The organism is Pseudomonas sp. 65/3-MNA-CIBAN-0223, from assembly GCF_040310425.1.
GTDB classification, from domain to species: Bacteria; Pseudomonadota; Gammaproteobacteria; order Pseudomonadales; family Pseudomonadaceae; genus Aquipseudomonas; species Aquipseudomonas gregormendelii.
In genome coordinates this window covers 1-19930 of sequence record NZ_JBEOPV010000029.1, presented here as the reverse complement: position 1 = coordinate 19930, position 19930 = coordinate 1, and the positions used below count along the sequence as shown (strand labels likewise).

The 19930-nt window shown below is 60.9% G+C and carries 16 protein-coding genes; 9 read left to right on the top strand and 7 right to left on the bottom strand.

The window, feature by feature from the left end:
• The first annotated feature begins 191 nt into the window (after window positions 1-191).
• Window positions 192-857: a GntR family transcriptional regulator gene (locus AAEZ09_RS25475; protein WP_082069157.1), complete on the top strand. Its 666-nt coding sequence runs from the start codon at window positions 192-194 to the stop codon at window positions 855-857.
• Between the two features lie 10 nt (window positions 858-867).
• Window positions 868-1791: a LysR family transcriptional regulator gene (locus AAEZ09_RS25470; protein WP_350601258.1), complete on the top strand. Its 924-nt coding sequence runs from the start codon at window positions 868-870 to the stop codon at window positions 1789-1791.
• Between the two features lie 178 nt (window positions 1792-1969).
• On the opposite strand, the gene AAEZ09_RS25465 is transcribed toward AAEZ09_RS25470, so the two are convergent.
• The 3 genes from AAEZ09_RS25465 to AAEZ09_RS25455 all read right to left on the bottom strand — a co-directional run bounded on the left by AAEZ09_RS25465 (window position 1970) and on the right by AAEZ09_RS25455 (window position 5486).
• Window positions 1970-2698 carry an aspartate/glutamate racemase family protein gene (locus AAEZ09_RS25465; RefSeq protein WP_045058990.1) on the bottom strand — a complete coding sequence of 243 codons (729 nt, stop codon included), beginning with the start codon at window positions 2696-2698 and terminating at the stop codon, window positions 1970-1972.
• A 55-nt stretch (window positions 2699-2753) separates the two neighbouring features.
• Window positions 2754-4286, bottom strand: coding sequence for an NCS1 family nucleobase:cation symporter-1 (locus AAEZ09_RS25460; protein WP_350601256.1), 1533 nt, complete (start codon window positions 4284-4286; stop codon window positions 2754-2756).
• A 459-nt stretch (window positions 4287-4745) separates the two neighbouring features.
• Window positions 4746-5486: a phosphoadenylyl-sulfate reductase gene (locus AAEZ09_RS25455; RefSeq protein WP_045060980.1), complete on the bottom strand. Its 741-nt coding sequence runs from the start codon at window positions 5484-5486 to the stop codon at window positions 4746-4748.
• Window positions 5487-5659: 173 nt separating this feature from the next.
• Here AAEZ09_RS25455 and thrH point away from each other — a divergent pair, with 173 nt between their 5' ends.
• Window positions 5660-6277: a bifunctional phosphoserine phosphatase/homoserine phosphotransferase ThrH gene (gene thrH, locus AAEZ09_RS25450; RefSeq protein WP_045060981.1), complete on the top strand. Its 618-nt coding sequence runs from the start codon at window positions 5660-5662 to the stop codon at window positions 6275-6277.
• A gap of 164 nt (window positions 6278-6441) precedes the next feature.
• Here the strand turns inward: thrH and pabB are convergent, their stop codons facing one another.
• Genes pabB through rloA form a run of 4 tightly spaced genes read right to left on the bottom strand, consistent with a single transcriptional unit; the run spans window position 6442 to window position 10849 of the window.
• Window positions 6442-7779: an aminodeoxychorismate synthase component I gene (pabB, locus tag AAEZ09_RS25445; RefSeq protein ID WP_350601255.1), complete on the bottom strand. Its 1338-nt coding sequence runs from the start codon at window positions 7777-7779 to the stop codon at window positions 6442-6444.
• 6 nt (window positions 7780-7785) lie between these two features.
• On the bottom strand, window positions 7786-8772 hold the full coding sequence (locus tag AAEZ09_RS25440; protein WP_045060983.1) for an alpha-L-glutamate ligase-like protein: 987 nt from the start codon (window positions 8770-8772) through the stop codon (window positions 7786-7788).
• Complete coding sequence (gene rloB / locus AAEZ09_RS25435) at window positions 8772-10307, bottom strand: osmotic stress tolerance membrane protein RloB (protein ID WP_045060984.1); 1536 nt, start codon at window positions 10305-10307, stop codon at window positions 8772-8774. Before rloB ends, AAEZ09_RS25440 begins: the two co-directional genes overlap by 1 nt.
• A 5-nt stretch (window positions 10308-10312) precedes the next feature.
• Window positions 10313-10849, bottom strand: a complete 537-nt coding sequence (gene rloA / locus AAEZ09_RS25430; protein WP_350601293.1) for a retropepsin-like aspartic peptidase RloA — start codon at window positions 10847-10849, stop codon at window positions 10313-10315.
• 302 nt (window positions 10850-11151) lie between these two features.
• Between rloA and AAEZ09_RS25425 the strand changes: the two genes are divergently transcribed.
• The 6 genes from AAEZ09_RS25425 to prpD all read left to right on the top strand — a co-directional run bounded on the left by AAEZ09_RS25425 (window position 11152) and on the right by prpD (window position 19784).
• Window positions 11152-11871 carry a GntR family transcriptional regulator gene (locus AAEZ09_RS25425; protein WP_177328579.1) on the top strand — a complete coding sequence of 240 codons (720 nt, stop codon included), beginning with the start codon at window positions 11152-11154 and terminating at the stop codon, window positions 11869-11871.
• The gene (gene prpB, locus AAEZ09_RS25420; protein WP_045060987.1) at window positions 11868-12758 is read left to right on the top strand and encodes a methylisocitrate lyase; all 891 of its coding nucleotides are present in this window, start codon (window positions 11868-11870) and stop codon (window positions 12756-12758) included. Before AAEZ09_RS25425 ends, prpB begins: the two co-directional genes overlap by 4 nt.
• A 145-nt stretch (window positions 12759-12903) precedes the next feature.
• A complete protein-coding gene (gene prpC / locus AAEZ09_RS25415; protein ID WP_045060988.1) occupies window positions 12904-14031 on the top strand; it encodes a bifunctional 2-methylcitrate synthase/citrate synthase in 1128 nt (375 codons plus the stop codon).
• A gap of 214 nt (window positions 14032-14245) precedes the next feature.
• Window positions 14246-16843 carry a Fe/S-dependent 2-methylisocitrate dehydratase AcnD gene (acnD, locus tag AAEZ09_RS25410; RefSeq protein ID WP_045060989.1) on the top strand — a complete coding sequence of 866 codons (2598 nt, stop codon included), beginning with the start codon at window positions 14246-14248 and terminating at the stop codon, window positions 16841-16843.
• Window positions 16844-16899: 56 nt separating this feature from the next.
• Window positions 16900-18102 carry a 2-methylaconitate cis-trans isomerase PrpF gene (gene prpF / locus AAEZ09_RS25405; RefSeq protein ID WP_350601253.1) on the top strand — a complete coding sequence of 401 codons (1203 nt, stop codon included), beginning with the start codon at window positions 16900-16902 and terminating at the stop codon, window positions 18100-18102.
• Window positions 18103-18299: 197 nt separating this feature from the next.
• Complete coding sequence (prpD, locus tag AAEZ09_RS25400; RefSeq protein WP_350601251.1) at window positions 18300-19784, top strand: 2-methylcitrate dehydratase; 1485 nt, start codon at window positions 18300-18302, stop codon at window positions 19782-19784.
• Window positions 19785-19930: the final 146 nt, after the last annotated feature.

The window sequence follows — 19930 nt, the reverse complement described above, 5'->3', positions numbered from 1 at the left end:
CGGCTGAAAGTGTTGATGCATGGCTATTTGATTGTTGAACAATCTATTGGCGTTGGTTCCACAATGCGCACCAGTTTGTAACCATATCACTCCTGCGTGTTACTTATTGATGCACACGGCACCCTCGGTTCTTGCTATGCGCTGAGCTCTGATAGAACATCAAAATGACTCTCCCTGACTCTGGACCGCACATGAACGACGTTGCACATTCCCTTCCGCGCTCGCTGGGTGAGTCCATTACCCAGGAGGTCCGCAGGATGCTGGTCGAAGGCGAATTGGTACCGGGCCAACGGCTGTCCGAAGCGGCGCTGGCCGATAGCCTGCAGATCTCCCGCAACACGCTCAGAGAGGCGTTCAGGGTCCTGACCCGGGAGGGTTTGCTCAAGCATGAGCCTAATCGCGGGGTCACTGTGGCGGTGCCTGATATGGCGTCGATTATTGACATCTATCGTGTACGCCGCTTTATCGAATGCAAGGCCATTGCCCAGGGATACCCGCTGCACCCGGGAACATTGCATATGCGTCAGGCGGTGGAGGCGGGCATGCAAGCGCGCGAAGCCAAGGATTGGAAAGCAGTCGGCACCGCTAACATGATGTTCCACAAGGCTATCGTCGAGCTCGCCGACAGTCCGCGATTGGTGGTGTTCTATGGGCAGATATCGGCCGAGCTGCGCTTGGCGTTCGGCCTGCTGGATGACGCCGAATTCCTGCATATGCCTTACGTCGACATGAACATTTCAGTCTTGCGTTGCATAGAAGAGGGGCGACCGGAGGAGGCGACCCGGATGCTCGAAGCCTATCTGGTGCAATCGGAACGCACCGTTCTGGCCGCCTACGAACGCAGCATGAATCGATAGCCAGTCCCTCATGGAAACCTTCAGCAGTATCGAATGCTTTGTACGCAGTGCCGAAGTCGGCAGCTTTGCCGAAGCCGCGCGGCGCCTGAGCCTTACGCCGGCGGCGGTGGGCAAGAGCGTCGCCAAGCTGGAGGTGCGCCTGGGCGTGCGCTTGTTCCAGCGCAGTACGCGCAGCCTGAGGTTGACCGAAGCCGGCCAGCTGTTTCTCGGCGAAGTCAGCACCAGCCTGAACACCATCCAGAACGCCGTGGCCAACCTTGCCAGCGCGCAGGGGCTGCCGGCGGGGACGTTGAAGGTCAGCATGGGCACGATGTTCGGTCGGCTGTACGTGGTGCCCCTGCTAGGCGAGTTTTTGCGGCGATTCCCGGCGATCAACCCTGACTGGCATTTCGATAACCGCCAGGTCGATCTGATCGCCCAAGGGTTTGACGCGGCGATTGGCGGCGGGTTTGACCTGCCCCAGGGCGTGGTCGCTCGCAAGCTGACGCCGGCGCATCGGGTGCTGGTGGCTTCAGCCGAATACCTGTCGAGCCGGGCGCCGATCCTGGAGCCTGAAGATCTCGGGCATCACGACGGTATCCTGATTCGTTCACCGCAAACCGGCCGCGTGCGCTCGTGGCAGTTGACCAGTCGCACCCGGCAACACAGTCCCCTGGTGCTCAAGGCGCGGATGACCATGAGCGATTCCGAAGCAGCCTGTGCCACGGCGGCCCAAGGCTTGGGCGTGGCCTTGGTCAGCATGCCTTTTGCGCTGGGGTATCTGGAGGCGGGGACCTTGCAGCGGGTGTTGCCGGACTGGTGCGTCGACGATGGCAACATTTCCATCTACTACGCCGAACACAAGTTGCTGCCGGGCAAGACCCGGGCGTTTGTGGATTTTGTGATTGAGCAGTTTGCGCAGCAGGGGTTGGGGCAGCGGTTCAGTGCTATCTGAGCAAGGCTATAGACCGAGGTGCAGCCATCGCGGGCAAGCCCGCTCCCACAGGTTCGATGTTAGCTCCAAGTATGTGTACTGCCTGTGGGAGCAAGGCTGCTCCCACAGGCTCGATGTAGTCTCCAATTACAGGTGATACCTGTGGGAGCAGGCTTGCCCGCGATTGGGGCACCTCGGTCTACCGACCAAACCGCCCCGGCCAACCAATGATCTTCTTCGGCCGCGGCGTCGCATAGGTGCGCACCTTGGACGTCGACAAGCCCAGTCGCACCAGTGATTCGGCAATGGTGACCGCCGCTGTCACGCCATCCACGACCGGCACGCCGGTGCGCTGGCGGATCTGCTCGTCCAGCCCGGCCATCCCGCCGCAACCCAGGCAAATCACCTCAGCCTTGTCTTCGAGTACCGCCAATTCCGCCTGGCGGACGATGGCTTCCAGCGCACGCTGCGGATCCGATTCCAGCTCCAGCACCGCCAGGCCACTGGCCCGCACGGAGGCGCAGCGATCCCACAGGCCGGAGAGTTTTAACCGGTCCTCGATCAGGGGCACGGTGCGATCCAGGGTCGTGACCACCGAGTAGGCATGGCCGAGAAACATCGCGGTACTGGCGGCGGCATCGGTGATGTCCACCACCGGCACGTCCAGCAGCTCCTGCAGGCCTTCGCGGCCGTGCTCGCCGTAGCCGGCCTGGATAACCGCGTCGAAAGGCTGGTCGTAAGACATCACCCGGTCCATCACGGCAATCGCTGCCAGGTAACTTTCGAAGTTGCCCTCCACGGAGTCGGCGCCGAAGTAGGGCGTCAGGCCAATAATTTCGGTGCCCGGGGCAGCCACTGCCTGGGCCGAGCGGGCAATGGCCTGGGTGATGGACTCGGTGGTGTTGACGTTGACCACGAGAATTCGCATGGGAAGTCCTTATAGCAGGTGGTTCTGCAGCCCGAAGTCGCCGGGCCGCCAAGGGTTAGTGACTGGCGTTGTCGACCGCGATGGATTCGCCGCTGACGTCAGCGTAATGAGGCTCGCGCCGGGCGATGATCAGGTAGAGCATTCCGGCAATCCCGGCGCCGATCAACCAGGAAAACGGGGACACGCTGTGAAAGCCCGGCACCAGTGCCAGGACGATGGCGATCAGCGCTGCAGGAATGAACGCTGCCACCGCGCGCAGGTTGACGCCGCGGCTGTAGTAATACGCGCCGTCGGGGTCTTCGCTGTACAGCTGCGGCACGTTGACCTGGCCTTTTCGCACCAGCCAGTAATCGACCATGATCACCCCGTACAGCGGCCCCAGCAGGGCGCCCAGGCCGGACAGGAAGTACACGATCACCAGCGGGCTGTTGTAGAGATTCCACGGCAGGATCAGCACCGCAAGGGTAGCGCTGATCAAGCCGGCGCGGCGGAAGGTCAGGTATTTCGGTGCCAGGTTACTCAGCACGAAAGCCGGTGCGACGAAGTTGGCCATGATGTTGACGGCCACGGTGACGATCAGGAACGCCAGGCAGCCCAGCACCAGGAAGAAGGTATTGGGGATAGAGGCAATGATCTCGGTCGGGCTTTCGATGATTCGGCCGTTGATCTGGAATTGCGCGCCGCACAGCAGGACTGTGATGGCGGCGAATACCAGGATGTTTACCGGCAGTCCCCAGAAATTGCCGACCTTGATGGTCTTGCGGCATGGCGAAGAGCGGGCAAAATCGCAGAAATTGAGGATCAGCGTGCCGTAGATGGCCAGCCACAAGGCGCCGCCAGCAAAGATGTTGCGCCACATCTCGGCGCCGCTCAGCGGTTCGCGGATCGACCAGGCGATCGTCGCATCGGCCTGGGTGTACATCCAGCCGGCGAGGGCGGCAACGGTCAGCAGTATCACCGGGCCGGCGAACGCTTCATAGCGCCGCACCATCTCCATGCCGTAGGCCAGGATGGCCAGTTGCACCAGCCAGATAGCGACGAAACACACCCAGCCCAGGCTTGACAGGCCGAGGATCGAGTTGTGGTCATAGTCGGCAAAACCAGGGTGTACTGCCGTCAGCAGCACCCGGAATACTACCGAGGCCAGGTACGTCTGGATGCCGAACCAGGCGATGGCGATAACGGCGCGGATCAATGCAGGAATCTGCGCGCCATGAATGCCGAAACTGATCCGGCTGATCACCGGAAACGGCACGCCGGTTTTCTGGCCCATGTAGCCGGACAGGTTCATGAAGAAGTAAACGAGAGCTGCGCCAATCCCCAGCGACAGCAGAATCTGCCACCCCCCGAGCCCCAGCGCATACAGGCCGATGGCGAAGGAGTAGTTGGCGATGTTGTGCACATCGTTGGTCCACAGGGCGAAAATACTGTAGCGGCCCCAGCGCCGCCCCTCGGCCTTGGTCGGTGCCAGGTCCTTGTTGTGCAGGCGCGGGCTGAGAACAACGGGGCCGTCGCAAGGTTGATCGAGGGATGAGGGAGGGAGGTGTAGATCCAGCGCAATATTGTTATTGGAGAGGCTAGTACGCATTCCGGCAGGCTCCTGAAGCTTGGCGCTGCGATGACTGTGCTTGAGCAAGGGCTCGACAAATCTTCGTCGCGAACGGCAAACATCATTGGTTTCGGGGCATCTGCAGCCTGTACGGGATAGGGCGCTTCAGGCTTGCGGATCTAAAGTGTGTGTATGTTTTGGATCGTGTTGTATACAAAACATGTATGCACTCAAGCGAGATCTGTGCCAGTGAGCGATCTATGAAAGTGGCTGTTAATTTCCTTTTGTTATCAAATTTCGCTAACTATTTGATTATATAGCTAAATAAACTGACTGTTTGATCAGCTATTTATTTCTACAGGCGGGCGTGAGTACCGGATCGGCGGAGGGGGTGAGGGCGGGCAAATGTAACGTTTTGGGGCGATGAAACAAAAAGTGCACACACAAATGGCACCGATGGTGACAGTCGTGTGTACACATTTTTTAGTGAGGCGCAGATTAGGCCTTGGACTTGCCGATGATGTTTCCCGCATGCAACCCGCACTCTTTCTGCGTCGCCTCTTCCCACCACCAACGACCTTCGCGTTCATGCTGGTTCGGCAGCACCGGGCGGGTGCAGGGTTCGCAGCCGATGCTGATGAAGCCGCGCTCGTGCAGGCTGTTGTACGGCAGTTCGAGCATGCGGATGTAGCCCCAGATCTCTTCGCTGGTCATCTGCGCCAGCGGGTTGAACTTGTAAAGGGTGCGTTCGGGGGTGGAAAACGCGGTGTCGATTTCCATCACGGCCACCGCACTGCGCGTGCCCGGGCTCTGGTCGCGCCGCTGGCCGGTCGCCCATGCGCGTACGCCGGACAGTTTGCGCCGCAGCGGTTCGATCTTGCGGATGCCACAGCATTCACCATGACCGTCCTTATAGAAACTGAACAGGCCTTTTTCCTTAACGAAAGGTTCCAGTTTCGTGTAGTCCGGCGACACGAGCTCGATCTCGATCTTGTAGTGCTCGCGCACCTGATCGATGAAGCGGTAGGTCTCTGGATGCAGGCGGCCGGTGTCGAGGCTGAACACCTTGACGTTCTTGTTCAGCTTCCAGGCCATGTCCACGAGCACCACGTCTTCGGCGCCGCTGAAGGATATCCACAGGTCATCGCCGAACTCGGCAAACGCGAGTTTGAGAATGTCCTGGGCAGATTTATTGGCATAGGTCGTGGCGAGTTCCACGACATCGAACGATGGGCTCATCAGGGCGGCTTCCTACAGGTCGGTGGCGCTGGGCGCTCTATATGGGGCTGATGGTAACAAAATCCGACAAGCGCTGGCGCGTCTTCTGCGTTGCGCAGGCTAGTGCGAGTGGTTAGAGTTCGGCAGTCTTTTTGCTCGCTCGACTCAATAATCACTACAAATGGGAGTGTCTTGTGGAAATTGCTTGCCTGGATCTTGAAGGGGTACTGGTTCCCGAAATCTGGATCGCCTTCGCCGAAAAAACCGGGATCGAATCCCTCAAGGCCACCACTCGGGACATTCCCGACTACGACGTGCTGATGAAACAGCGCCTGCGGATTCTCGACGAGCACGGCCTGAAGCTGTCCGATATCCAGGAAGTGATCGCCACGTTGAAGCCTCTGGACGGTGCGGTGGAGTTCGTCAATTGGCTGCGTGAACGCTTTCAGGTGGTGATCCTGTCAGATACGTTCTACGAATTCTCCCAGCCGCTGATGCGCCAGCTGGGTTTCCCGACACTGCTGTGCCATCGGCTGATTACCGATGACGCCGGTCGAGTGACGAGCTATCAGTTGCGTCAGAGAGACCCCAAGCGCCAGTCGGTCCTGGCTTTCAAGAGCCTTTATTATCGTGTGATCGCAGCAGGGGATTCGTACAACGACACGACGATGCTGGGCGAAGCGGATGCGGGGATCCTGTTCCATGCGCCGGACAATGTAATCCGCGAGTTCCCGCAATTCCCGGCGGTGCATACCTTTGAGGAGCTCAAGCAGGAGTTCATCAAGGCCTCGAACCGGGCCCTGACCTTGTAAACACAAATCCCCCATATCCCCCGATCTCCCCCGTAGGAGCTGCCGAAGGCTGCGATCTTTTGATCTTGACCTTAAAAATCAAAGTCAAAAGATCGCAGCCTGCGGCAGCTCCTACAGGGATGGTGTTGTTCAGTCGATTGATCAGGTGTTGTTCAGTCAATTGATTAAAGGTTCTGCAGGGTATCGAGCAGCACCTTCACCTTGGTGATCGACTCCGCATACTCGGCCTGCCACTGCGAGTCCGCGACGATCCCGCCGCCACCCCAGCAACACACCTGCCCGTCCTTGACCAGCAAACTGCGAATGGCGATGGAACTGTCCATCTCGCCGCGCACGTCCAGATACAACAGCGAGCCGCAATACAGGCCCCGTCGGGTCGGTTCCAGTTCGTCAATGATCTGCATCGCGCGGATTTTCGGTGCGCCGGTAATCGAGCCTCCGGGGAAGCTGCCGGCAATCAGGTCCAGGGCGTCGCGGTCTGCGGCCAGTTCACCCGTGACGCTGCTCACCAGATGGTGCACGTTGGGGTAGCTTTCCAGGCTGAACAGCTCCGGCACCCGCACCGAACCAATGCGGCAGGTGCGGCCGAGGTCGTTGCGCAGCAGGTCGACGATCATCAGGTTTTCGGCGCGATCCTTGGGGCTGGCCAGCAGTTCAGCGGCGTTGGCTGCGTCTTCAGCTGCGGTCTGGCCCCGGGGCCTCGTGCCTTTGATCGGGCGGGTTTCGACCAGGCCCTGGCTGACTTTGACGAAACGCTCGGGTGAAAGGCTCAGCACCGCGCCGCCATCAGGCAGGCTCTGGAAACCGGAAAACGGCGTCGGGCAGGCCGCTCGCAGGGCGCAATAGGCCGCCCAGGGATCGCCCTGGCACTCGGCGCGGAAACGCTGGGCGAAGTTGACCTGGTAGCAATCACCGGCCTGGATGTACTGCTGGATGCGCTCAAGCGCCTGGCGATACTCGTCGGCGCTCAGGTCGGGGCTCATCGGCGCGGTCAGCCGGAACGGCTCGATTTCATCGCTGGTTGCTCCACTGAACAGTTCGATCAGGCGCTGGCGTTCGCTATCGGCCAGGGTCGGGTGAAATACCAATTGGCTGGTGGCCAGCTGGTGGTCGCTGATCAGGGCCCAGGCATACAGTCCGAAGCGAGCGTCCGGCAGATGCAAATCGTCCCTGGCCACGCTTGGCAGTTGCTCCAGATGACGGCCGAAGTCATAGCTCAGATACCCGATCAGCCCGCCGGCGAAAGGCAGGTCGAGCGGTACCGAGGCTTCACCCAGGCGCGTCAGGTTGTCCCGCAGGCGTTGCAGGAAATCGCTGCCACTTTCGTCAGGCAGCACCGCCAGTTGCTCCAGCGGCCAGGCGCTGAGCAGGTCATGGCGACCTCGGTCGGCGGTCGGCCGGCCGCTGTCGAGCAGCACGGCGCCCGGGGCATGGCGAATGATCGCGAAATAATCGGCAGGATTGGCGCGATAGGGCAGCGGGTGTACGGAACAGGTCAGCATGGACGGTCAGCCTTCAACCGGTGGAATATGCCCGAACATTTCCTGCACGAACGCCACGCGCTCCTCGACCGTCTCGGTCACGCCGCGGGCTTTCAAGTCTTCCAGTCGCGCCTCGACGGCATGGGTGCGCAGCGTCAGCCCGCAATCGTTGGCAATCTGGATGTTCAGGCCGGGCCGGGCATTGAGCTCGAGAATCAGCGGGCCTTTTTCCTGGTCGAGCACCATGTCCACGCCAATGTAGCCCAGCCCGCACAGCTCATAACAGCCGGCGGCGAGCTTCATGAAGCCGTCCCAGTAGGGCAGTTGCACGCCATCGACCGCATTGGTGGTGTCGGGATGCTTGGTGATGATGTTGTTCAGCCAGGTGCCGCGCAGCGTCAGGCCGGTGGCAAGGTCGACACCTACGCCGATGGCGCCCTGGTGCAGGTTGGCCTTGCCGCCGGACTGGCGAGTCGGCAGGCGCAGCATGGCCATGACCGGGTAGCCCATCAGCACGATGATGCGGATGTCCGGCACGCCCTCATAGCTGATGCTCTTGAAAATCTGGTCCGGGATCACTCGGTATTCGATCAGGGCGCGGTCGCGGTGACCGCCCAGGGAATACAGGCCAGTGAGGATGCTGGAGATATGGTGCTCGATCTCCTCATGGCTGATGATCTTCCCGGACACCGTGCGGTAGCGCCCCTCGAAGCGGTCAGCGATCACGATGATGCCGTCACCGCCAGCGCCCTGGGCCGGCTTGACCACGAAATCGGTGCGCCCGCCGATGATCTCGTCGAGCTTGTCGATTTCCTTCTCGGTGGAGATCACCCCGTACAGTTCCGGCACATGGATGCCGGCAGCGATCGCGCGCTCCTTGGTGATGATCTTGTCATCGACAATCGGGTACAGGCTGCGCTTGTTGTACTTGAGCACATAGTCCGCGTTGCGCCGATTGATGCCCATGATGCCCCGGGCTTCCAGGGCCTTCCAGGTCTTCCAGAAACCGAACATCAGGCGTCAGCCTTCTTCAGGAACGCCTTGAAGCGCACCAGCTCGGTCAGGCGGTAGCCGCGATAGCGACCCATGGCCAGCATGAAGCCCACCAGGATCAGCAGGATCGCCGGGAACGTGAACACGAAGTACACCAGTTCCGGCACGCTCATGATCAGGTGCGCCAGGGAGGCGGCGAACAGTGTGCCGACCGCCACTTTCATGGCATGGCCACCCCCGCGCTCTTCCCAGGTGATCGACAGACGTTCGATGGTCATGGTCAGAATCACCATCGGGAACAGCGCAACCGACAGCCCGCGTTCCAGGCCGAGCTTGTGGCTGAACAGGCTGATCGCCGCAATCAGCACCACCACGAACGTCAGCACCACTGACAGCCTCGGCAACATCTGCAGCTTCAGGTGCTCGAGGTAGGAACGCAGTGACAGCCCAAGCGCAGTGATGATGGTGAACAGCACGATGCCGAAGCCCAGCTGGGTTTCCCGGAAGGCCAGGGCGATCAGTACCGGAGTAAAGGTCCCGAGGGTCTGGAGGCCGATCAGGTTGCGCAGGATCAGGATCACCAGCACGCCGATCGGGATCATCACCATGATCATGAAGGTCTGCTGGGTCTGCAGCGGCAGGCCATACAGCGAATATTCGAGGAAGTTGGCGTCGGTGTTTTCATCCGTCAGCTTGGCCAGGCGAATGGCGTTCATTTCGCTGTTGTTCAGGCTGAAGGTCACGTTGGCTTTTTTGCCACCCTCGACGGTGATCAGGTTTTCATCGCCGGTCCACCACAGCAGGCGGTCGGTCGGCAGGCCCTGCTCGCCGGTTTCCGGGTTGAAGTACAGCCAGTCGGTGCCGTTGAAGCTGCGCAGCCACAGTTCGGGCACTTGCGGCTGGTCGGCCACCAGGCGGATGGTGTGGACTTTCTCGATCGGCACGTGGGCGATCGACAGCAGCAGCTCGACGATCCGCGCCTTATGCACGGTGGACGGATCACCGCCCAGCAGCAGCTTCACGTTGTCGTCGTTGAGGTTGTTGACCCGCTTGATGGCCTCGCCAATAAAGGTTTCGACGTCGGCCGAATGCTGGCGGATCGGTGCGAGCAGGGCTTCGGCGGCGATTTTCTCCGGACCTTCGACCACGATGCTGTCGCGGAAGGTGGGGCCCTTGATCTTGGCCTTCTCGCCGGTGTAGCGCTTGGTCAGCACCAGGCGGTAGTACAGCGTCTGGTTGCCCTTTGCCCGTCGCGCAGACCAGGTGACCTTGCGGTTGCCGTCGACACGGTTGACCGCCACCCCATAGTTATTGGAAATGAAGCTTTCGTTGAGGCTGACATAGTCGCGGCTCAACGGCGGCACGAACATCTGGATCTTGACCGGATCCTTGGCGCTGGCGACGAACTCGACCTTGGCGTCGATGTTCCACAAGTCGTCGGTAGCGTCTTCGGTCACGGGAATGCCGAGCACGAAAATCTGATAGGCCGTCACTGAAATGCCCAGCACCACCAGGATGGCGATCAGGATTCTCAGATGGAGTGTAAGAGCGCGCATTGGAATTACTCTGCGGTATGTGCGTCGGTGGCGCAGGCGGGTTTGCCAGCAGCGTATTTAAGACTTGGATCGACCAGCGCGTCGAAGCGTTTCAGTGCTTCGGAGCCGATCAGGAGCGGGAATTGGAAAGCGCTGCGGTCGGTTAGGTTCACTTCGATGCTGCGTAAAGCCGAACCCATGCAAATATCCAGCTCGATCACCGGACGAGCGGTGTACTTCTTGCCCGCATCGGGATCGTAGTCCCCGGCGCGTCGCTTGATCTTGCTGACGCGGGCCAGCGGCCGCTCGATCGGATGCGAGTGCGCAGTGTCGATGGCCAGGTAGAAGCGCACCCAGGATTCGCCATTGCGCTTGAAGCGCTTGATATCCCGGGCACTCAGCGAGGCGGTTTTCGCGCCTGTGTCGAGTTTGGCCGCGACTTCAAGGTCGATGCCATTGAGGGACGCATATTCGTTGAGGCCGTAAACGGTCTTTTCCCCCGCCGCGGCGACGCCGGGCAGGCAAAGGAGGTAGAGGAAGGTGAAAAAGGGCTTGAGTGTCATAAATCCTGGGGCGCAGCGGTCCGTGTATTGATTCAAGGCCCTGGCATCGCTGCGCAAGCTCCCTCGTATGCCAGCCATCAAGTGATGACAGGCCGTGCAGATGTCACAAACAAATGCGGGCGGCATTCTAGCACGGTGGTTTTATGGCGCCACCGCTGGCAGGGGGCTATACCCTCTAATGCCGAGCCGGTAGGTTTCATACGCTTATTAGACGATTGTCGACAATATCCATATTTCCTTTGACTGTACGTACCGTTTTCGCTAGTTTTCGCGGTATCAGCTTTCAAGGTGTCGACAATATGCTGGATCAACTCGATCCCCCGGTCATTGCCCAAGACGATTCGGAGACGTTGTCCGAGAACGTCTTCCGGCGCATTCAGGCGGCCATCGTCAAGGGCGAGATCGCTCCGGGCAGCAAGATCTCCGAACCGGAGCTGGCGCGCACTTATGGCATCAGCCGCGGGCCGCTGCGCGAGGCCATCCATCGCCTGGAAGGCCAGCGCCTGCTGGTGCGCGTACCGCATGTCGGGGCGCGCGTGGTATCGCTCAATCACGCCGAACTGCTGGAACTCTACGAAATTCGCGAGTCTCTGGAGGGCATGGCCTGCCGCCTGGCGGCCGAGCGCATGACCCTGGAAGAAATCGACGAACTGCGCCGGGTGCTCGAAACCCATGAGCGCGACGAGGCGTTCCAGGCCGGCATCGGTTATTACCAGCAGGAAGGCGACTTCGATTTCCATTACCGGATCATCCAGGGCAGCGGCAACCGCACCCTGACCCAGATGCTCTGCGGCGAGTTGTATCAACTGGTGCGCATGTACCGCATGAAGTTTTCCACCACGCCCAACCGCCCGCACCAGGCGTTCGCCGAACACCACCGAATTCTCGATGCCATCGCCGACCGTGACGGTGAACTGGCCGAGTTGTTGATGCGCCGCCATATCGGCGCCTCCAAACGCAATATCGCCCGTCACTACCAGGACGGCGCTAACCAGACAGCCACTGAACGAGGTGAGTCATGAGTTCCAACAAGAGCACTCCAGGCCAGCGTTTCCGCGATGCGGTCGCCAGCGAGCATCCGTTGCAAGTCGTTGGCGCGATCAACGCCAACCATGCATTGCTGGCCAAGCGCGCCGGTTTCAAGGCCATCTACCTGTCGGGTGGCGGGGTCGCGGCTGGCTCCCTCGGCGTGCCGGACCTGGGTATCACCAGCCTGGATGACGTGCTGACCGACGTACGGCGCATTACCGATGTCTGCGACCTGCCGCTGCTGGTGGACGTGGATACCGGGTTCGGTTCCTCGGCGTTCAACGTCGCGCGTACCGTCAAGTCGATGATCAAGTTTGGCGCGGCGGCGATTCATATCGAAGACCAGGTCGGCGCCAAGCGCTGCGGTCACCGCCCTAATAAAGAGATCGTGTCGCTGCAGGAGATGGTCGACCGCATCAAGGCGGCCGTCGATGCGCGTACCGATGACAGTTTCGTGATCATGGCCCGCACCGACGCCCTGGCAGTGGAAGGCCTGGAGTCTGCCCTGGATCGCGCCGCCGCGTGCATCGAGGCCGGCGCCGACATGATTTTCCCGGAAGCCATCACCGAACTGGATATGTACAAGCTGTTCGCCAACCGCGTGAAAGCGCCGATCCTGGCCAACATCACCGAGTTCGGCGCGACCCCGCTGTACACCACCGAGCAGTTGGCGGGTGCCGACGTGTCCCTGGCGCTGTACCCGCTGTCAGCCTTCCGGGCCATGAACAAGGCGGCGGAAAACGTCTACACCGCGATCCGTCGCGACGGCACTCAGCAAAACGTCATCGACACCATGCAGACTCGCATGGAGCTTTACGATCGCATCGATTACCACACGTTCGAGCAGAAGCTTGATGCGTTGTTTGCCGCCAAGAAATGACCGGTAAAGATCGCAGCCTCGTTTCACTCGACAGCTCCTACGGGGTGCGTCGAACGCGGTCCTGTAGGAGCTGCCGAAGGCTGCGATCTTTTCAGCATCACCAGAAATTGCAGATTCCCTAACAAATTCAAAATTGGAGACAGCAATGGCCGAAGCAAAAGTACTCAGTGGCGCCGGGCTCCGTGGTCAGGTTGCCGGGCAAACCGCACTGTCCACCGTGGGCCAGTCGGGCGCAGGCCTGACCTATCGCGGCTACGATGTTCGCGAACTGGCGGCAGACGCACAATTTGAAGAAGTGGCGTACCTGCTGCTGTACGGCGAACTGCCGACCCAGGCACAACTCGCCGCTTACCAGGACAAACTCGGCAAGCTGCGCGACCTGCCGCAAGCGCTCAAGGAAGTCCTGGAACGCATTCCGGCCGACGCCCACCCGATGGATGTGATGCGCACCGGCTGTTCGTTCCTGGGCAACCTGGAACCGGAGAAAGACTTCTCCGAGCAGCATGACAAGACCGACCGCCTTTTGGCCGCTTTCCCGGCGATCATGTGCTACTGGTACCGCTACAGCCACGACGGCAAGCGCATCAACTGCGTGAGCGACGAACCATCCATCGGTGGTCACTTCCTGCACCTGCTGCACAGCAAGAAACCAAGCGAGCTGCACGTCAAGGTGATGAACGTTTCGCTGATCCTCTACGCGGAACATGAGTTCAACGCCTCGACCTTCACCGCACGGGTGTGTGCCTCGACCCTGTCCGACCTCTACTCGTGCATCACCGCGGCCATCGGCTCGCTGCGTGGACCATTGCACGGTGGCGCCAACGAAGCGGCGATGGAAATGATCGAGCGTTTCTCGTCCCCGGAAGAGGCGATCAAGGGCACCCTCGGCATGCTCGAGCGCAAGGACAAGATCATGGGCTTCGGCCACGCGATCTATAAGGACAACGATCCGCGCAACGAGGTGATCAAGGGCTGGTCGAAAAAGCTCGCCGAAGAAGTCGGCGACACTGTGTTGTTCCCGGTGTCCGAGGCGATCGACAAGACCATGTGGGAGCAGAAAAAACTGTTTCCCAACGCCGACTTCTACCATGCGTCGACGTACCACTTCATGGGCATCCCGACCAAGTTGTTCACCCCAATCTTCGTCTGCTCGCGCCTGACCGGCTGGGCGGCGCACGTATTCGAACAACGCGCCAACAACCGCATCATCCGCCCGAGCGCCGAGTACACCGGCGTCGAACAGCGCAAGTTCGTGCCAATCGAACAACGCTGAATGGTGGGGGCTCCCGCGCTGGTTGCTGAATGAACCGGGAACCCTTGTAGGAGCTGCCGCAGGCTGCGATCTTTTGATCTTGATTCTCTGGCGATTCAAAAATTGCCGAAGATCAAAAGATCGCAGCCTGCGGCAGCTCCTACAGGGGATCGGAGTCCATTCAGCATTAATGTCCGGCCCCACCCTTTGCATCTACCGTGACCGAGTCCTGACGATGAACACTGAATTTCGCAAACCGCTGCCCGGCAGCCATCTGGATTACTTCGACGTCCGCGCGGCTGTCGAAGCCATCCAGCCGGGTGCCTACGACACCCTGCCATACACCTCCCGCGTCCTTGCGGAAAACCTGGTGCGTCGCTGCGACCCGGCCACGCTCACCGAATCCCTCAAGCAATTCATCGAGCGCAAACGCGACCTCGATTTTCCATGGTTCCCGGCGCGCGTGGTCTGCCACGACATCCTCGGCCAGACCGCGCTGGTCGACCTCGCCGGCCTGCGCGACGCCATCGCGTTACAAGGCGGCGACCCGGCGCAAGTCAACCCGGTAGTGCCCACCCAGCTGATCGTCGACCACTCCCTGGCCGTCGAGCGCGGCGGGTTTGATCCGGAAGCGTTCGAGAAGAACCGCGCCATCGAAGACCGCCGCAACGAAGACCGTTTCCACTTCATCAACTGGACCAAAAAAGCCTTCAAAAACGTTGATGTGATCCCGCCAGGCAACGGCATCATGCACCAGATCAACCTGGAGAAAATGTCTCCGGTGATTCAGGTGCGCGACGGCGTGGCATTCCCCGACACCTGCGTCGGCACCGACAGCCACACCCCGCATGTCGATGCGCTGGGCGTGATCGCCATTGGCGTGGGTGGCCTGGAAGCGGAAAGCGTGATGCTTGGACGCGCGTCGTGGATGCGTCTGCCGGAAAGCGTTGGCGTTGAACTGACCGGCAAGCTGCAACCGGGCATCACCGCCACCGACATGGTGCTGGCGCTGACCGAGTTCCTGCGTCAGCAAAAAGTCGTCGGCGCATGGCTGGAGTTCTTCGGTGAAGGCGCGTCCAGGCTGACCCTCGGCGACCGCGCCACCATTTCCAACATGGCCCCGGAGTACGGCGCCACGGCTGCGATGTTCTACATCGACCAGCAAACCATCGACTACCTCAAACTCACCGGCCGTGAAGACGAGCAGGTGCAGCTGGTGGAGAACTACGCCAAGACTACCGGCCTGTGGGCTGACAGCTTGAAGCATGCGCAATACGAACGTGGGTTGACCTTCGACCTGTCTTCGGTGGTGCGCAACATGGCCGGCCCGAGCAACCCGCACGCCCGTGTCGCGGTGTCAGACCTGGCCGCCAAAGGCATCTCCGGTCAGTGGGACGATGTTCCAGGCCAGATGCCCGACGGCGCCGTGATCATCGCCGCCATCACCAGCTGCACCAACACCAGCAACCCGCGTAACGTGATCGCCGCCGGCCTGCTGGCGCGCAATGCCAACAAGCTGGGGTTGACCCGCAAGCCATGGGTCAAGTCGTCCCTGGCGCCGGGCTCGAAAACTGTCGCGCTTTACCTCGATGAAGCCGGCCTGACCGACGAACTCGAGCAACTGGGCTTCGGCGTCGTGGCCTTTGCCTGCACCACCTGCAACGGCATGTCTGGCGCACTGGATCCGGTGATCCAGCAGGAAATTATCGACCGCGACCTGTACGCCACCGCCGTGCTGTCGGGTAACCGCAACTTCGACGGGCGGATTCACCCGTACGCCAGGAATGCGTTCCTCGCGTCCCCGCCACTGGTGGTCGCCTACGCCATCGCCGGCACCATCCGTTTCGACATCGAGAAAGACGTGTTGGGCCTGGACGCAGACGGCAAGGAAATTCGCCTGAAGGACATCTGGCCAAGCGACGAAGAGATCGACGCAGTGGTCAAGGCATCGGTCAAACCCGAGCAGTTCCGCCAGGTCTACATCCCGATGTTCGCCATCCACGAAGACACCGGCCCGAAAGTCACGCCGCTGTACGACTGGCGCGAGATGAGCACCTACATCCGCCGTCCGCCCTACTGGGAAGGCGCGCTGGCCGGTGCCCGTCCGCTCAAGGGCATGCGTCCGCTGGCAGTGCTGCCGGACAACATCACCACCGATCACCTGTCGCCGTCGAACGCGATCATGCTCGACAGCGCCGCCGGTGAATACCTGGCGAAAATGGGCCTGCCGGAAGAGGACTTCAACTCTTACGCGACTCATCGCGGCGACCACTTGACCGCGCAACGCGCGACCTTTGCCAACCCGAAACTGTTCAACGAAATGGTCCGGGAAAACGGCAAGGTCAAGCAGGGTTCGCTGGCGCGCGTCGAGCCGGAAGGGCAGGTGATGCGTATGTGGGAAGCGATCGAAACCTACATGGAACGCAAGCAGCCGCTGATCATCATCGCCGGCGCCGACTATGGCCAGGGTTCTTCCCGGGACTGGGCGGCGAAAGGCGTGCGCCTGGCCGGAGTGGAAGCGATTGCCGCCGAAGGTTTCGAACGCATCCACCGCACCAACCTGGTGGGCATGGGCGTGTTGCCGCTGGAGTTCAAGCCAGGCACCGACCGCCATACCCTGGCCATCGACGGCAGCGAAACCTACGACGTGATTGGCGAGCGTACGCCGCGTGCCGAATTGACGCTGGTGATCCATCGCAAGAACGGCGAGCGCGTCGATGTGCCGGTGACCTGCCGCCTCGATACCGCTGAAGAAGTGTCGATCTACGAGGCGGGTGGCGTGCTGCAACGTTTCGCCCAGGACTTCCTCGAAGAGTCGGCGGTGGCCGTTTAACAACTCGATATGCCGCGACGGGACTTCAGGTTCCGTCGCGTCTTTTAAGGAGCACCATGCCTCACGCAACCCCGTTCGCACCGCAGATCAAAATCCCCGCCACCTACATGCGTGGCGGCACCAGCAAGGGGGTGTTCTTCAGCCTCAAAGACCTGCCCGAAGCGGCACAGGTTCCAGGCCCGGCGCGCGATGCCTTGCTGCTACGGGTGATCGGCAGCCCCGACCCTTACGACAAGCAAATCGACGGCATGGGCGGCGCCACCTCCAGCACCAGCAAAACCGTAATCCTGTCGAAAAGCACCAAGGCCGACCACGACGTCGATTACCTGTTCGGCCAAGTGTCTATCGACAAGCCTTTTGTCGACTGGAGCGGCAACTGCGGCAACCTGTCGGCGGCGGTCGGTTCTTTTGCCATCAGCAATGGCCTGGTGGACGCCAGCCGCGTCCCGCAAAACGGCGTGGCCGTGGTTCGCGTGTGGCAGGCCAACATCGGCAAGACCATCATCGCCCACGTGCCGATCACCCACGGCGAGGTGCAGGAAACTGGCGATTTTGAACTCGATGGCGTGACCTTTCCCGCGGCCGAAGTCCAGGTCGAATTTCTCGACCCGGCTGCGGAAGAAGAGGGTGGCGGTGGTTCGATGTTCCCCACCGGCAACCTCGTGGATGACCTGGAAGTACCGGGCGTGGGGACCTTCAAGGCGACCATGATCAACGCTGGCATCCCGACCATCTTCGTCAACGCGCAAGACATCGGTTACACCGGCACCGAACTGCAGGGTGCGATCAACGGCGACCCCAAAGCGCTGGCGATGTTCGAGACCATTCGCGCTTACGGCGCCCTGCGCATGGGCCTGATCAAGAACCTCGACGAAGCGGCCACGCGTCAGCACACACCGAAAGTGGCCTTCGTAGCTGCGCCTGCGGACTACGTAGCGTCCAGCGGCAAGGCGATCAAGACGGGGGATGTCGACCTGCTGGTGCGCGCGCTGTCCATGGGCAAGTTGCACCACGCAATGATGGGCACGGCAGCAGTGGCCATTGGTACGGCGGCAGCGATTTCCGGCACGTTGGTCAACCTCGCCGCCGGCGGTACCGAACGCAATGCGGTGCGCTTCGGCCATCCATCCGGCACCCTGCGCGTAGGCGCCGAGGCGAGCCTGGTTGACGGCGAGTGGACCGTGAAAAAAGCCATCATGAGCCGCAGTGCGCGGGTGCTGATGGAAGGCTTCGTGCGCGTACCGGGTGATTCCTTCTAACCCGGCACGGCAGCCCCTGTAGGAGCTGCCGAAGGCTGCGATCTTTTGATCCTGGTTTTTACGATCAAGATCAAAAGATCGTCCGAACGCGGCCCGAGCCTTCGGCAGCTCCTACAGTGGGAAAGCATTTCAATAATAAAATTTGATTGCCCTGAACCGAGGTCCCATCAACGAACCACTTCAAGAGTGAATCGAACATGAGCACCAACGTCGACCAGAACAACCGCCCCGACTACGACTCCGTCCTGCAGGACATCGCCGACTACGTCCTCACCTTCAAGGTTGAATCTGCCGAAGCCCTGGACACTGCCCGCAACTGCCTGATCGACACCCTCGGCTGCGGCCTGCTGGCCCTGCGCTTCCCCGAATGCACCAAACACCTGGGGCCGATCGTCGAAGGCACGGTGGTGCCTTTTGGCGCCCGGGTGCCGGGCACCAGCTACCGCCTCGACCCGGTGAAGGCCGCCTGGGATATCGGTTGCATCGTGCGCTGGCTCGATTACAACGACACCTGGCTCGCCGCAGAGTGGGGTCACCCGTCGGATAACCTCGGCGCTATTCTCGCGGTAGCCGACCACCTGTCGCAAAAACGCCTGGCCAATGGCGAAGCGCCGCTGACCCTGCGCGCAGTGCTTGAAGCCATGATCATGGCCCACGAAATCCAGGGCGTGATTGCCCTGGAAAACTCCTTCAACCGAGTGGGTCTGGACCACGTCATCCTGGTCAAAGTCGCCTCGACCGCCGTCACCGCCAAACTCATGGGCGCCAATCGCGAGCAACTGCTGTCAGCCTTGTCCCATGCCTTTGCCGACGGCCAGGCCCTGCGCACCTACCGACATGCACCGAATGCCGGCTCGCGAAAGTCCTGGGGAGCAGGCGATGCCACCAGTCGCGGGGTACGCCTGGCGGACATCGCCATGCGCGGGGAAATGGGCATTCCCGGGGTGCTGACGGCCCGGCAGTGGGGGTTCTACGACGTCTTGTTCAGCCACACCAACAACGATCTGGCGCTCAAGCCGCAAGACAAGCGCGCGTTCAGTTTCTCCCGCGCATACGGCTCCTACGTGATGGAAAACGTGCTGTTCAAGATCAGCTTTCCCGCGGAGTTCCACGCACAAACCGCCTGTGAAGCGGCCGTGACCCTGTACCCACAGGTACGCAACCGCCTGCATGAAATCGACCGGATCGTCATCACCACCCACGAGTCGGCGATCCGCATCATTTCCAAGGTCGGCCCGCTGGCCAACGCGGCGGATCGCGATCATTGCATCCAGTACATGACGGCCGTGCCACTGGCGTTCGGCAACCTGGTGGCCGAGCACTACGAGGATGCCTTCCACGCTGCGCACCCGATCATCGATGTGCTGCGCGAGAAAATGGTCATCGTCGAAAGCCCGGTTTACACCCGTGAATACCTGGAAGCCGACAAGCGCTCGATCGCCAATGCGGTGCAGGTGTTTTTCAAGGACGGGACCAGTACCGAGAACGTAGCGGTGGAGTACCCGATCGGCCATCGCAGGCGTCGTGCCGAAGGCATACCATTGCTGGAGGACAAGTTCAGGACGAACCTGCTGACACGATTCACCCGCCAGCGTAGCGCTGAGATCTTCGAGCTGTGCAAGGATCAGGCTCGGCTTGAGGCGACACCGGTGAACAGGTTTATGGATTTGTTTGTTATCTGAGGGACCGCGTTATCGTTCAATCGCCAGCAGGCTGGCTCCCACAGTTGATTTGTGTGCACCGCAGGTTCCCTGTGGGAGCCAGCCTGCTGGCGATGAGGCCGGAACAGGCAATGGAGAATTACTTGAACCGCTAGCAGGCTAACTCC